Origin of the sequence: Novosphingobium album (ex Hu et al. 2023) (genome assembly GCF_022832385.1) — a bacterium.
Classification (GTDB): Bacteria; Pseudomonadota; Alphaproteobacteria; order Sphingomonadales; family Sphingomonadaceae; genus Novosphingobium; species Novosphingobium album.
Map to the genome: position 1 here is coordinate 23361 of NZ_JALHLE010000023.1, position 13289 is coordinate 36649.

Annotated in this window: 18 protein-coding genes and 1 riboswitch; of the genes, 11 read left to right on the forward strand and 7 right to left on the reverse strand. The window is 66.3% G+C overall.

Annotated elements, in window-relative coordinates:
- The first annotated feature begins 7 nt into the window (after window positions 1-7).
- Together MTR64_RS14355 and MTR64_RS14360 are read left to right on the forward strand one after the other, a co-directional pair.
- Window positions 8-226 (forward strand): DUF2061 domain-containing protein, encoded by a 219-nt coding sequence (locus MTR64_RS14355; RefSeq protein WP_243994817.1) that lies wholly within the window; start codon window positions 8-10, stop codon window positions 224-226.
- A gap of 63 nt (window positions 227-289) precedes the next feature.
- On the forward strand, window positions 290-727 hold the full coding sequence (locus tag MTR64_RS14360; RefSeq protein ID WP_243994818.1) for a DUF2141 domain-containing protein: 438 nt from the start codon (window positions 290-292) through the stop codon (window positions 725-727).
- A 71-nt stretch (window positions 728-798) separates the two neighbouring features.
- Here MTR64_RS14360 and MTR64_RS14365 read toward each other — a convergent pair whose 3' ends face one another.
- The gene (locus MTR64_RS14365; RefSeq protein WP_243994819.1) at window positions 799-1248 is read right to left on the reverse strand and encodes a hypothetical protein; all 450 of its coding nucleotides are present in this window, start codon (window positions 1246-1248) and stop codon (window positions 799-801) included.
- 127 nt (window positions 1249-1375) lie between these two features.
- Between MTR64_RS14365 and MTR64_RS14370 the strand changes: the two genes are divergently transcribed.
- Window positions 1376-1903 (forward strand): hypothetical protein, encoded by a 528-nt coding sequence (locus MTR64_RS14370; RefSeq protein WP_243994820.1) that lies wholly within the window; start codon window positions 1376-1378, stop codon window positions 1901-1903.
- Between the two features lie 33 nt (window positions 1904-1936).
- On the opposite strand, the gene MTR64_RS14375 is transcribed toward MTR64_RS14370, so the two are convergent.
- The 3 genes from MTR64_RS14375 to thiC form a co-directional block, all read right to left on the reverse strand.
- The gene (locus tag MTR64_RS14375; protein ID WP_243994821.1) at window positions 1937-2470 is read right to left on the reverse strand and encodes a DUF3833 family protein; all 534 of its coding nucleotides are present in this window, start codon (window positions 2468-2470) and stop codon (window positions 1937-1939) included.
- A gap of 201 nt (window positions 2471-2671) precedes the next feature.
- Entirely contained in the window at window positions 2672-3004 is a 333-nt protein-coding gene (locus MTR64_RS14380; protein ID WP_243994822.1) for a hypothetical protein, read from the reverse strand.
- Between the two features lie 11 nt (window positions 3005-3015).
- Window positions 3016-4890 (reverse strand): phosphomethylpyrimidine synthase ThiC, encoded by a 1875-nt coding sequence (gene thiC, locus MTR64_RS14385; protein WP_243994823.1) that lies wholly within the window; start codon window positions 4888-4890, stop codon window positions 3016-3018.
- A 40-nt stretch (window positions 4891-4930) separates the two neighbouring features.
- Window positions 4931-5072, reverse strand: a riboswitch (TPP riboswitch).
- A 45-nt stretch (window positions 5073-5117) separates the two neighbouring features.
- Here thiC and MTR64_RS14390 point away from each other — a divergent pair.
- Window positions 5118-5738 carry an SOS response-associated peptidase family protein gene (locus MTR64_RS14390; RefSeq protein WP_243994824.1) on the forward strand — a complete coding sequence of 207 codons (621 nt, stop codon included), beginning with the start codon at window positions 5118-5120 and terminating at the stop codon, window positions 5736-5738.
- A 4-nt stretch (window positions 5739-5742) separates the two neighbouring features.
- On the opposite strand, the gene MTR64_RS14395 is transcribed toward MTR64_RS14390, so the two are convergent.
- A complete protein-coding gene (locus tag MTR64_RS14395; protein ID WP_243994826.1) occupies window positions 5743-6141 on the reverse strand; it encodes a hypothetical protein in 399 nt (132 codons plus the stop codon).
- Window positions 6142-6278: 137 nt separating this feature from the next.
- Between MTR64_RS14395 and MTR64_RS14400 the strand changes: the two genes are divergently transcribed.
- Window positions 6279-6869, forward strand: a complete 591-nt coding sequence (locus tag MTR64_RS14400) for a uracil-DNA glycosylase family protein (protein WP_243994930.1) — start codon at window positions 6279-6281, stop codon at window positions 6867-6869.
- Here the strand turns inward: MTR64_RS14400 and MTR64_RS14405 are convergent.
- Together MTR64_RS14405 and MTR64_RS14410 are read right to left on the reverse strand one after the other, a co-directional pair.
- Entirely contained in the window at window positions 6857-7702 is an 846-nt protein-coding gene (locus MTR64_RS14405; RefSeq protein WP_243994828.1) for a MipA/OmpV family protein, read from the reverse strand. The two genes, MTR64_RS14400 and MTR64_RS14405, sit on opposite strands and share 13 nt — an antisense overlap.
- A gap of 76 nt (window positions 7703-7778) precedes the next feature.
- Complete coding sequence (locus tag MTR64_RS14410) at window positions 7779-8330, reverse strand: GNAT family N-acetyltransferase (protein ID WP_243994830.1); 552 nt, start codon at window positions 8328-8330, stop codon at window positions 7779-7781.
- Window positions 8331-8404: 74 nt separating this feature from the next.
- On the opposite strand from MTR64_RS14410, the gene crtY reads away from it, so the two are divergent.
- Genes crtY through MTR64_RS14440 form a run of 6 tightly spaced genes read left to right on the forward strand, consistent with a single transcriptional unit; the run spans window position 8405 to window position 13285 of the window.
- Window positions 8405-9607, forward strand: coding sequence for a lycopene beta-cyclase CrtY (gene crtY / locus MTR64_RS14415; protein WP_243994832.1), 1203 nt, complete (start codon window positions 8405-8407; stop codon window positions 9605-9607).
- The gene (locus tag MTR64_RS14420) at window positions 9604-11082 is read left to right on the forward strand and encodes a phytoene desaturase (protein WP_243994834.1); all 1479 of its coding nucleotides are present in this window, start codon (window positions 9604-9606) and stop codon (window positions 11080-11082) included. The genes crtY and MTR64_RS14420 overlap by 4 nt, the downstream gene beginning before the upstream one ends.
- Complete coding sequence (locus MTR64_RS14425; RefSeq protein ID WP_243994836.1) at window positions 11079-11516, forward strand: T6SS immunity protein Tdi1 domain-containing protein; 438 nt, start codon at window positions 11079-11081, stop codon at window positions 11514-11516. The genes MTR64_RS14420 and MTR64_RS14425 overlap by 4 nt, the downstream gene beginning before the upstream one ends.
- Before the next feature lies 1 nt (window position 11517).
- Complete coding sequence (locus MTR64_RS14430; RefSeq protein WP_243994838.1) at window positions 11518-12096, forward strand: TIGR00730 family Rossman fold protein; 579 nt, start codon at window positions 11518-11520, stop codon at window positions 12094-12096.
- Between the two features lie 24 nt (window positions 12097-12120).
- On the forward strand, window positions 12121-13080 hold the full coding sequence (locus MTR64_RS14435) for a phytoene/squalene synthase family protein (protein WP_243994840.1): 960 nt from the start codon (window positions 12121-12123) through the stop codon (window positions 13078-13080).
- A 58-nt stretch (window positions 13081-13138) separates the two neighbouring features.
- Window positions 13139-13285, forward strand: a complete 147-nt coding sequence (locus tag MTR64_RS14440; protein ID WP_243994842.1) for a lmo0937 family membrane protein — start codon at window positions 13139-13141, stop codon at window positions 13283-13285.
- Window positions 13286-13289 lie beyond the last annotated feature (4 nt).

Below are 13289 nucleotides of genomic sequence, written 5' to 3' on the forward strand. Positions count from 1 at the left end.
CGATCCGATGACCCACGATCTCGCCAAGACCATCAGCTTCCTCGCGCTGCACCTGCTGGTGGGGTTCACTGTCGCCTTTGCCGTGACCGGATCGGCGGCCATGGCAGGAGGAATCGCGCTGATCGAACCGCTGGTCAATGCCGTCGTGTTCTTCTTCCACGAGCGCGCATGGAACGGCGATCTGCGGTTCGCCGAGGTGCTGCTGCACCGGCACGCCGCCGCGTGACAGGGCCTTGTGGACTGCCCCCGGCGGCGGCGTCATAGCGGGACTGCAACCGAGAGGATCTTCGTGAAGGCACTTGCTACCACCCTGCTGGCCATGAGCGCTCTTGCCGCCATTCCGGCCTCCGCCCAGCCCCCAGCCACGTTCAACCTTACGGTCACCGGCCTGCATTCCACCAGGGGCCAGATCGTGGCCTGCCTGTGGCGCGACAAGGACCGGTTCCCCAGCTGCGAAAAGAGCGGCACCGCGCTGAAGCGCACCTTCCCCGTCACCGGCACCGAGATGCACGTCACCCTGCCCCTCCCTGCCGAGGGGCGCTACGCGGTGACGGTCGTCCACGACGAGGACGGCAACGGCAAGATGAAGCACAACTTCATCGGCATGCCCGCCGAAGGCGTCGGCATCTCGAACAATCCCGGCGGCATGCCCGGCTACGACAAGTCGCTGACCCAGATCGCGCCCGGCGGCTCCGTCACGATCAGGATGAAATACCTGTTCGGCTGACACGCCGGCTGTCACGTTCGGAGTGACACGGACACGCGAAAAAGTGTGTGTCACCTTGTCCTCCGCTGGCCTCACCACCACCCCGGCGCGCGAGGATCGGGCACGGCGCGGTCGAACTGCGCCAGCACCCGCAAGAGCGCGGAAGTGCTGGGCTTTAGCGAGCACCCGGCATAGCGCCCGCGCCGCATCCGCACCGTGACAAGCCCCCGGTGCGCCGCCTCGGACAGCGCCCAGCCTGTCAACTTCGGCATGGCCGGAATGTCACCCAGCCCTGCTGCAACCGCAAAGTCCCACGCGGCCGTAAAGTGCTCCGCGCCCCCGCGCCGCCGCAACTGATAGACGCTCTCGCGCGAAGCTCCCACCTGTGCCGCCGCTTCGGAGACCGAACCCGTCTGCGCCAGCCACCCGATGAACTCCCCCTGCCGCACCGCCGTCCACCCGTCGCGGCGACGGCGCAGCGGAACCGGCACGAACGGCGGAATGCGCAAGTAGGCAGGCCAGCGGAGCGGAGCATGAGGCATGGCCGCGAGAATACGGCAGCGGCGGGTCTGTAGGAAAATGGTTTCGGGAGGGAGAGGGAGCAGCGGTTCATCACAGTTGCGCAGCGCGTGCTGCAACGCAACAAAATTGCAATTGTTTGCGTAATGGATGGCGCCTTACCGTCGCTCGTTCGTCTTCATGGACAGAGACAAGGAAGGACCGGAACCGATGCGAATTGCGCAATGGACTATGAAGGCCGCCATGGCGGCAGCCGTCTTGGTGGCAGCGCCAGTAGCGCCAGCCATGGCGCAGGACGCGGCGCCGGGTGCCGACGGGCCTCTGAAGGTCGAGAACTACTACCGCGTCAAATGGGGCGGCATGGCCGAATTCCTGCGCGTCTATCACAAGCAGCACGAGGCGCTGCTGCGCGAGATGATGCGCCAGGGCTTCATCACCGAAGTGACCGTGGAAATGCCCTTCACCCACATGGGCGGCTCCACCCGCTGGGACGTGCGCGCGACCATCGTCTACAAGCACGGCGCCGACGGCGTGGGCGCAGGCGCGGCCTACAAGGCGGCGATGGCGGCGGCCAAGGCCCGCATGTTCCCCGACAAGGCGGCGTTCGAGGCCGAGGAACTCAAGCGCCAGCAGGTGATCGAGGATCACTGGGACGAGGTGATCGAACCGGCGCCCTGAACGCAGGGGGAGACGACCGCTTCCCCATATCCCTCAATCCTTCCGGATATCCTCCACCAGCACGCCAACGGTCAGGCCCAGCTTGCGCACTTTCATCACGTTGTGCGCGCGGTGGCCGTCGGGGGAGAGGGTCAGCCATTGCTGGGTGGGGAAGCCGCCCTTCATCTTGAAGGAGAGGTGCAGGCGGTTGCCGAGGGTCTCGCCGGTGACCTCTCCCTCCGCGTCGCTGAGAGTGCCGCTATAGTGGCCGGGGCTGGTCTCGCGCATCGTCCATGAGCGCTGGCGCGGCGGCTTGGCGCCTTCCTGCACGGTCTGGACGAGGTGGAGCGTGCCATCCTCCACGGAGCCGTCGCTGATCACGTGCACGTCGACGGGGGCGGAGAAGATCTTCTTCAGCTTCGCGCGGCCCTCGCTGTGGCCGGTGAAGAAGGCCAGTGCGTCGAAGCGCGGCTGCGGTGCGGCGGCGATCGGTTCGCTGACGCCGCGCGGCGTGGAGACGCAGCCTGCGAGTGCTGTCAGGGAAGCGGCGGCGAGGACCTTTGCGGCCCTGCGGGGGTAAGGGTTCATCTGCGCACCTCGCTTCCCCGGACGTCCGTCAGGGTCATGGTGCGAGCTTAGACACACCTGCCCAACCTTCAATCGTCATTGCGAGCGAAGCGAAACAATCCAGGGCGGAGCCACGCCGCTCTGGATTGCCGCGGCCCTGAGGGCCTCGCAATGACGAGGTATTTGCTTTTCACCGGCCGCGCGCGTCAACGCGCGGGCGGGCTACTTCCCGCCTCCCATGCGCTCCAGCCGCTTGCGGTTGGCGCTGACGCGCGGGCCGAAGAAATCGAGGCTGGTCTTCACCGGGTCGTGCGGAGCGAGCGCCAGCTTCGTTCCGAGTTCGATCGCGGCGTGCCATTTCTCGGTCACCATGCGCACGGCTTCACGCTCGCTGCCGGGGCGCTGGGTGAGAATGGCGCTGGTGCGCATCGCGATCACGGCGCAGGAATCCGCCCAGAGCTGGCAGCTGTCCAGCGTGAGGGAAAGCAATCCGGTGCCGGGCACCGGAGCGGCGGTGCCGGGAGCTTTCGCCCCCGGCTTTACGGTCTTGGTCATGGCTGGTGGTTTCAGTCGTGCTCGCGGTCGCCTGCGCCCATGTAGAGCTCTGAGCCGTGTTCCTTGAACACCTTGCTCATCTCCTGCATGCCCGCCTCGGCCTCTTCGGCGGCGACGAAAGTTTCGACCGGCTGGTTCTGCTTCGAGGCGAAATCGCGCACTTCCTGGCTGATCTTCATCGAGCAGAACTTGGGGCCGCACATCGAGCAGAAGTGGGCCGACTTGGCGCCTTCGGCGGGCAGTGTCTGGTCGTGGTACTGCTCGGCCGTGTCCGGATCGAGGCTGAGGTTGAACTGGTCACGCCAGCGGAACTCGAAGCGGGCCTTCGACAGCGCGTCATCGCGCACCTGAGCGGCGGGGTGGCCCTTGGCCAAGTCGGCCGCGTGGGCGGCGAGCTTGTAGGTGACCACGCCCACCTTCACGTCGTCGCGGTCGGGCAGGCCGAGGTGTTCCTTGGGCGTGACGTAGCAGAGCATCGCCGTGCCGTACCAGCCGATCTGGGCGGCGCCGATGCCGCTGGTGATGTGGTCGTAACCCGGCGCGATGTCGGTGACGAGCGGCCCGAGGGTGTAGAACGGCGCCTCGCCGCAAGCCTCGAGCTGCTTGGTCATGTTCTCCCTGATCTTGTGCATCGGCACGTGGCCGGGGCCCTCGATCATCACCTGCACGTCCTGCTCCCAGGCGCGCTTGGTCAATTCGCCCAGCGTGTAGAGCTCGGCGAACTGCGCCTCGTCGTTGGCGTCGTAGATCGAACCGGGGCGCAGGCCGTCGCCCAGCGAGTAGGCAACGTCATAGGCCTTCATGATCTCGGTGATCTCGTCGAAGCGTTCGTAGAGGAACGATTCCTTGTGGTGGGCGAGGCACCACTTGGCCATGATCGAGCCGCCGCGACTGACGATGCCGGTCATGCGCTTGGCGGCCAGCGGGATGTAGGGCAGGCGCACGCCCGCGTGGATGGTGAAGTAGTCGACGCCCTGCTCGGCCTGCTCGATCAGGGTGTCGCGGAAGATTTCCCAGGTCAGGTCCTCGGCAATGCCGCCGACCTTTTCGAGCGCCTGATAGATCGGCACGGTGCCGATCGGCACGGGGCTGTTGCGCAGGATCCATTCGCGGGTGTCATGGATGTTGCGGCCGGTGGAAAGGTCCATCACGGTGTCCGCGCCCCAGCGGATCGACCAGACCATCTTGTCGACTTCGGATGCGACGTCCGAGGCGACCGCCGAGTTGCCGATGTTGGCGTTGATCTTGACGAGGAAGTTGCGGCCGATCGCCATCGGCTCGGCTTCGGGGTGGTTGACGTTGCTGGGGATGATCGCCCGGCCGCGCGCCACTTCGTCGCGGACGAATTCGGGCGTCACGTAATCGGGGATGCTCGCGCCCCAGTCCTGCCCGTCGCGGGTGTACCCGGCCAGCTTCGCGCGGCCGAGGTTCTCGCGCTCGGCGACGTAGATCATCTCGGGCGTGATGATGCCCTGCTTCGCATAGTGCATCTGCGAGAGATTCTTGCCCGCCTTGGCGCGCAGCGGCCTGCGCAGCGTGGCCGGGAACGGGGGCACGCCGCCCGAACGGTCCGGCCCGAGCTGGCCGTTGTCTTCCGGCTTCACTTCGCGCGGTGCGTATTCCTCGACGTCGCCGCGCGCGAGCTGCCATTCGCGGCGCAGCGCGGGCAGACCCGCGGCAATGTCGATCGAGGCGTCGGGATCGGTGTAGGGGCCGGAAGTGTCATAGACGCGCACCGGCGGCTCGCCGCTGGTGGGTTCCAGATGAATCTCGCGCATGGCGACCCGGACCGACGGATCGGCCTGCGCCGGAACGTAGATCTTCTTCGAGCCGCGGATGGGCCCGGTGGTAACGCCGATTTCCAGCTTGGAATTGATGTCGGCCATATGCACTTCTCTCCAGCGGACGGATGGAGAGCGGTAGTCCGGCTGTGCGGCTTTCCACTCCCTCCGCCCGTGCTAACGGGTTCAGGTTCGACGGGTCGTGTGGAGCATACCCACACCTCTCAGGCTTTTTCGCTCCACATTCGAGAGATCGATGTGGAGTGCTGCCTCCCCGGGGTTGGCGGGGACAATAGACGCAAGCGGCCGGTCCGTCTAGGCACCTGCGCGCCATGCCCACGCTCTATCGCCTCGACGCCCCTGCACTCGCCGTGGGCCGCGCATTCAACGCCCGCGTGGGTGACGATCCCTGGGCGGGCGGGCATGTGGCGCCGGGCCAGTTCGCACCGGTGATCACCGCAGGGCGAGAGTTCATCGCAGGGCCGCGTCCTGCCGGGCGCAAGCTGGAAACGCGCATGATCCCGCGCCTGTGGGGCGTACCACCGCCGCCCTCGGTGTTCGACGCGCGGCCGGTGCTGACGGTGCGCAATCTCGAAAGCCCGTTCTGGATCGGCAACTTGCGCAACAGCGAGTTCCGATGCCTGATCCCCGCCACGGCCTTCATGGAATGGGGCAAGGTTTCGCCCACCGACGGCAAGCGGCGCCAGTGCTGGTTTTCCTGCGCCGACCAGCCGCTTTTCGCCATGGCGGCGGTGTGGAAGGACAGCGAAATCCCCGGCTTCGCGCTGCTCGCCTGTCCGGCCAATGCCGCGCTGCGGGCCGAAGGGCGTGACACCATGCCGGTGATCCTGCCGCCCGATCCCGGCGCGCGCGACCTGTGGCTACACGGCGGGTGGGACCGGGCAAAAGCGCTGGTCCAGCCCTATTCCAGTTCGCTGATGGAAATGCGCTGAAGGTTCAGAACTGCAGCAGGCTCACGCCGATCAGCACCAGACCGATGACGATCGAGCAGCAGCACCACAGCTTCGAAAGCGGGCCGAATCGACGCACCCAGAAGGCCATGTAGACATCGGAGAAGGCCAGCACGGCCAGCGCCTCGATGCACATCAGCCCACCGACAACGCTGAGCACGCTCGAAAGCCAGTCGGGCGAGGCCCACGGATTGACGATGTAGATCACCGCGCCGAGGAACAGTTCCAGCAGGCCAGTCGCGAGTTGAAGCGCGGGCGAGGCCACGATCTCCTCGATCAGCTTCTGCCAGTGCCCCGGCTTGCGAAATTCCCCGATTCCCGCGAACAGCGCGAAGAGCCCCAGGAACAGCGCGGTCCACGCCGGTGCCAGCGTCAGATCAGGCATGCATCAGTCTCCATTCCCCCGTTTTCGTTCCGTGCAGGATGGACTCGACAGAGGGCCGCGTAAAGCGCCGATTTGCCTCATTGTTTCAGCTTCCGGCGCGCCTTGCATACGCAACCGCATGCCGCCATCTCGCAATGATGGTTGCCAGCCTAGAAACGCTATTGAGAGACATCCGCGCCTGCCGCCTGTGCGAAGCCGCACTGCCGCACGGCCCGCGCCCGGTCGTGCAGGCAGGCCGGACGGCACGCATACTCGTGATCGGGCAGGCGCCCGGCAGCAAGGTCCACGCCAGCGGACGGGCCTGGGACGACGAGAGCGGCGACCGGCTGCGCGCATGGACGGGCCTGTCGCCCGAGGATTTCTACGATCCCGATCACGTGGCACATATGCCCAGCGGCTTCTGCTATCCGGGCAAGGGCAATGGAGGCGATTTGCCGCCCCGCCCCGAATGCGCGCCGCGCTGGCACTCGCCCCTGCGCGAGACCCTGCCCGATGTGCGCCTGACCCTGCTGATCGGCCAGTACGCGCAGAAACGCTACCTGCCGCGCGGCTTCGCGCCGAACCTCACCGAGGCGGTGCGCCGCTGGCGCGAGGCGCCCGGGGGCCTGCTGCCCCTGCCCCACCCCGCGTGGCGCAGCCGCTTGTGGATGGCAAAGAACCCGTGGTTCGAGGACGAAGTCCTGCCGGATCTGCAAGCCCGCGTGCGCGCGGCGCTTCAGAACGTGTAAGCCACGCCCCCACCCGCCGTCCATTGCGAGGCACTGCCCCGGATCGCAGTGTACGGGGTGTGCTTCCCCTCGTTCAGCATACGGGTGTAATCCGCGATGCCAAACAGCGCCCAGCCGCCGTCGCGCAGGTCGCCCGACAGATCCCAGCCCACCAGCATGCCGATCCCGGCGCTGTCCCAGCCGCTGCCGGCGGCATATTCGGGCAGCCCGCTCGCCGCGCTTTGTTCGGGCGTCACTGAATAATAGTAGCGAGCGTACTTCCCTCCCGCATGACGGGCCCGCGCGGACACCCCGACCAGCACGGCCTTGCTGACCGGGGTTAGGTAACTGACCGACGGGGACCAGGCCATGCCCTTGTGGCCGCCGCCGATATCCCACTTCACATCCATGGAAAGGCTGAGCGAATCGTAATCGTTGAGCAGCTTGTAGGCTGTCACACCGCCATTGACGCCGATTTCGGCCGCTGCGTCGAGCTTGCCCGCGGCCCTGACGACCGGATCCTTGATATTGGTCCTGCGGTTGAACGAGAGGCTTGCCACCGGACCCAGCGAGAACCCGATACGAGCATTGTCAGCATCGGGAATGAGGTCGAGCGCAACACCGCCAAGGCGCGGAGTGATCTTGATGCCATGGATCTTGCCCTGGATGACCGGAAAGGGGGAAAAGACATAGTCGTCCGAACCATCGTAGCTGGGCCCATAGTAACCGCCCAGGCCCACGGTGAGATGCTCTCCGTCGAACACATTCTCTTCCGCGGCATCCTGCGCCATTGCCGCCACAGGCACCGCCAGAGCCACCGTCACGGCAGTCAACGAAAGCAGGCGTGCGATCATACGGCAATTCCCTCCTGTGTACCCAACCGCCAACGCCGGACGAAGGCGCAGGTTGCCCAACAGGCCGGAATCCCTCCTAAGCCGGACCTGTGCCGCCATCCTCCGGCAAGGTCTCGTTACCCTCTCCGAGCTGGCGCTGCATCAGGAAAACGTCGATCCACTGACCGTGCTTCCACCCGGCGCCCGGCAACGTGCCGACGGGACGGTATCCGGCCCTAGCGTGGAGAACTACCGAAGCCGGTTCGGAGGCAGCGATCACGGCGAAGGCCTGGCGGTAGCCGCGCGCCTCGCAGGCTTCGACAAGGACCGTCAGCAACCGGCCGCCGACCCCCCGGCCCACACAGTCCGGCCGCACGTAGATCGTCGTCTCCACGCTGTAACGGTAGCCCACGCGCGGCCCGTAGCGGTGCCCGAAACCGAACGCGAGCACGCGTCCGGTACTGTCGCGCGTGACCAGAAACGGATAACCTGCATCGACGATGTCGCTGATCCGCTGGCGAATTTCGGCAGCATCAGGCGGTTCGGTCTCGAACGTTGCCGTGCTCTCCAGCACGTAGTGCGCGTAGATTTCCGCGATGGCTTCAGCGTCTTCTATCGCAGCACTAAAGATAGTGAGGTCTTCTGTCATCAATGTGACAATGCCGCAAAGCAACCACGAAGCCAAGTTGCAGGGAACAGGCGCCATCCCTAAACGGGACAGTGATGGAACCCGAAACCTGTGACCTCGCCATCGTCGGCTGCGGACTGGCCGGCGGCCTCGTGGCGCTTGCCATGGCAAGACACCGGCCGGATTTGCGCGTGATCGCGATCGACCGCGACGAGACACTGGGTGGCGATCACGTCTGGTCCTTTTTCGCCAGCGACCTTCCTGAAGGCACGGATGCGCTCATCGACCCGGCCGTGGCTGCGCGCTGGGACGGGTACGAGGTCCATTTTCCGGGGCGCTCGCGCGTGCTCGCCACACCCTACCGCAGCATGACCAGTCGCAAGCTGGACGCCGCGGTGCGGGCAGCCCTCCCCGCCGAATGCGTGATTTCCGGCGTTGCGGCCAGCGCCGTCTCGCCCACATCGGTCACGCTTGCGGACGGACGCACGATTACAGCAGGCGGCGTGATCGACGCGCGCGGCGCCGCCGCCCTGCCGCACATGACGGGCGGCTGGCAGAAATTCATGGGGCAGACGCTGCGCCTTGCCGCGCCGCATGGCCTGACGCGGCCGCTCGTCATGGATGCCCGTGTGGAACAGGTGGACGGCTACCGCTTTGTCTATTGCCTGCCCTTTTCCCCAACCGGGATCTTCGTCGAAGACACCTACTATTCCGACACCCCTGCGCTGGACCACCCCCGGCTGCGCCGCCGCATTGCAGACTACGCCGCTCAGGCGGGCTGGCACATCGAAGCCATGGAATACGAGGAAACCGGCGTCCTGCCGGTAATCGCAGCAGGTGATTTCGCGGCGTTCTGGAAGGCAGACGGCAGCGGAGCGGCGCGCGCCGGCACGCGGGCAGCACTGGTTCATCCGCTGACTTCGTACTCGGTTCCCGATGCTGTAAGGTTTGCGCTGCATCTTACCACTCTCGACAACCTCTCCGGCAGCAGCCTAGAAAGGGCCAGTCATGCATGGGCCGCAAAGCACTGGCGCGACGGGCGCTTCTACCGGATGTTGACCCGAATGCTCTTCGGCGCGGCGCGCCCGGAAGCGCGCTGGCGCGTGCTTGAACGGTTTTACGGATTGCCCGAACCGCTGATCGAGCGCTTCTATGCGGGCCGCTCGACTATGACCGACAAACTGCGCATCCTCGCGGGCAGGCCGCCGGTTCCGGTGAGCGCCGCCGTGGCGAGCCTGACCGGCCGCGGCTATCCGCTGGCCGATCTCGGGACCGGACCGGCCGGGAGCACCGCATGAAGAAGGCCTGCGTCATCGGCGCCGGCTTCGGCGGGCTGGCCCTTGCCATCCGCCTGCAGAGCGCCGGAATGGCCACCACGCTGGTGGAAGCGCGCGACAAGGTGGGCGGGCGCGCCTACGTCTGGGAGCGCGAGGGCTTTACTTTCGACGCCGGGCCGACCGTCATCACCGATCCCGAATGCCTGCGCGAGCTGTGGTCGCTTTCGGGCCATGAAATGGCCGACGATGTCGAACTGATGGCGGTCTCGCCGTTCTACCGGCTCAACTGGACCGATGGCACCGTATTCGACTACTCGAACGACGAGCCCGCCCTCCACCGCGAGATCGCCCGCATCGCCCCGCAGGACCTGGCCGGATACGACGAATTCCAGCGCTATTCCGCCGGGGTCTGGCAGGAAGGCTACGTCAAGCTGGGGCACGAGGCGTTCCTCGATTTCACCAGCATGGTGAAGGCCGCTCCCGCGCTGATGCGCTATCAGGCCTGGCGCTCGGTCTATTCGATGGTCTCCAGCTTCGTGAAGGACGAGCGGCTGCGGCAGGCGCTCTCGTTCCACACGCTGCTGGTCGGCGGCAATCCGATGACCACCAGTTCGATCTATGCGCTGATCCACAAGCTGGAAAAGGACGGCGGGGTGTGGTGGGCCAAGGGCGGCACCAACAGGCTGGCACGCGGCATGGCCGATCTGTTCGAGCGGCTGGGCGGCGAGATCCGGCTGGGGGACAAGGTCACGCAAATCCACACGCTGGGCGATCACGTCACAGAAGTGGAGACGGCCAGCGGCTGGAAACAGCGCTTCGATGCCATCGCCAGCAACGGCGACCTGATGCACACCTATGGCGATCTGCTCGGCAATAACCGGCGCGGGCAGGACATGGCGCACAAGCTGGCGCACAAGCGCTTCTCGCCCAGCCTGTTCGTGGTGCACTTCGGGCTCGAGGGCAGCTGGCCGGGCATTCCGCACCACACCATCCTGTTCGGCCCGCGCTACAAGGGCCTGCTCGATGACATCTTCGAGCACGGCGTGTTGCCGCGCGACTTTTCGATCTACCTGCACCACCCCACCGTCACCGATCCCTCGATGGCACCGCAGGGCAAGAGCACGTTCTACGCGCTCGTCCCCGTCGCCAATATGGGCAAGCTGCCAATCGACTGGGCTGAAGTGGGCCCGGAACTGGAACGCCGCGTACTGGCCGAAGTGGGCCGTCGCCTGATCCCCGACATCGACGACCGCATCGTCACGAAGTTCCACTATGCCCCGCCCGACTTCGAGACCGATCTCGGCGCGTGGAAGGGCAATGCCTTCAGCCTCGAACCCTTGCTGACACAGAGCGCGTATTTCCGCGGGCACAACCGCGACGACAAGCTGAAGAACCTCTATCTCGTCGGCGCGGGCACGCACCCCGGCGCAGGCATTCCCGGCGTCGTCGGCAGTGCCAAGGCGACCGCCAAGCTGATGCTGGAAGACCTGCGATGAGACGCGCGATGCAGGCCCTGCGCCGCGACTGGAGCTGGACCGGCGTCACGTTCGAGGAAATCCTGACGGTCAGCCCGATGGGCCATGTGCTGGTGACCGACACGGCTGGCGACATCCACTATCTCGATCCCGACACCCGCGAGCTGATCCGGCTGGGCGGCGAGGAGCAGGCCGCGCAATACATGGCCGATCCCGAAGTCGCCTGCGTCTGGCGTGCGGACGCGCTGGTGAAGGCCGCGCGCGAGCGCCTCGGCCCGCCGGACGAGGGCGAGGTCTACACGCTGACGCCCGAAGCGCTCCTTGCGGGTAACTACGCTCCTGAAAACCTGATCCGCCTGCCGCTGGCGGACCTCGTTTCCTTTTCCGGTCAGGTCGCCTGTCAGGCGCAGGACCTGCCCGATGGCACCCCCATTCAACTGAAGGTCACGAACTGACATGAAACGCCTTGCCGTCTATTGCGGCTCCGCTACCCCCGCCGATCCCCGCTACATCGACCTTGCCCGCGAAGTCGGCACCACCCTCGCCAGAGAGGGTATCGGTGTCGTCTACGGCGGCGGCAAGCTGGGGCTGATGGGCGCGATCGCCGGGTCAGCCATGCTGGCGGGCGGCGAAGTGATCGGCGTGATCCCGCAGGCGCTGGTGAACCGCGAAGTCGCCAACTACGACTGCGAGCTGACCGTCGTCTCCGACATGCATGAGCGCAAGGCTGCCTTCACCCGCATGTCCGACGGGTTCCTGGTCCTGCCCGGAGGCGTGGGCACGATGGACGAGCTGTGGGAAGCGGTGAGCTGGGCGCAGCTGGGCTATCACAACAAGCCGGTGGGCATTCTCAACGCCTTCGGGTTCTACGACGGGCTGCTCGAATTCAACCGCCACATGGCCGAAGTCGGCTTCGTCCGCCCCGCGCATCAGGGCATCATCATGGCCGAGAGCGAGCTGGACCTGCTCCTCACCCGGATGCGCGCGCACGAGCCCGTTACCCCGATCGTCAACATGAACCCGGATACGCTGTGAAGGCTCGCCTTCGCGCAAATGGCCATGACCGGGTATGACCGCCCCGCCCTGATCGCAGCCGCCCGGCAGTCGATCCGCAAGGGCTCGAAGAGCTTCGCCGCCGCCAGCCGCCTGTTCGACCGGACCACGCGCGAACGGGTCTGGCTGCTCTATGCCTGGTGCCGCGCCTGCGACGACATCGCCGACGAGCAGGAACATGGCCGCGCCATGGTCCACGGGCCCATCGGCACCCGGCTGGCCCCGGAAAACCGCCTCGCGACGATCCGCACACTGACCGAACTTGCGATGGCCGGCGAAAAGACCGGCGCGCCCGCCTTCGACGCATTGGGCCTGCTCATGCGCGAAGTGGCGCTGACCCGCGTCATGGTCGAGGACGTTCTGGCCGGCTTCGCGCTCGATGCCGACGACTGGCGCCCGCGCAGCGAAGCCGACATGCTGCGCTACTGCTATCATGTGGCCGGCGCGGTAGGGGTGATGATGGCCGCCGTCATGGGCGTGCCCGCCGATGACGAGGACACACTGGACCGCGCCTGCGACCTCGGCATTGCCTTCCAGCTCGGCAATATCGTGCGCGACGTCTGGGAAGACGACGCGCAGGGGCGCTGCTACCTGCCGGTCGAATGGCTGGTGGAAGCCGACATTCCGCCCGGCGAAGTGACCAAGCCGCATTATCGCAAGGCACTCGTCCCGCTCGTCGCCCGCGCTTGCGCATTGGCCCGCGAATACGAGGCCTCGGCCCGCGTCGGCGCTGCAAGGCTGACGTTCCGTCAGCGCTGGGCCGTGCTTTCCGCCGCCAACATCTATGGCGCCATTGCTCGCAAGGTCGAACGGCTGGGACCTCACGCCTGGGACCACCGGGTATCCACCGGCAAGGCCGAAAAAGCCGGCCTTGTCCTGGCCGCACTGGGCGAAGCGCGGCGCGGTCCCGTGCCGGCCCCTAACCCGACACTATCCCGAAGTGGCCTGGTGGCCGCCGCCCGCTAGCAGGCAGCCTCGGCAGCTTTCACGCGTTCAGCATGGGTAACTGACAGGAGAACCTCTCATGCTTTTCACCATCGCCGCCATCCTGATCGCGCTCTGGCTGCTCGGCTTCGTCGTGTTCAAGGTATCCGGCGCGCTGATCCACCTGCTGCTGATCATCGCCGTGGTCGTCGGCCTGATCCAGCTGTTCCACGGGCGGCGCATGTAGCCCG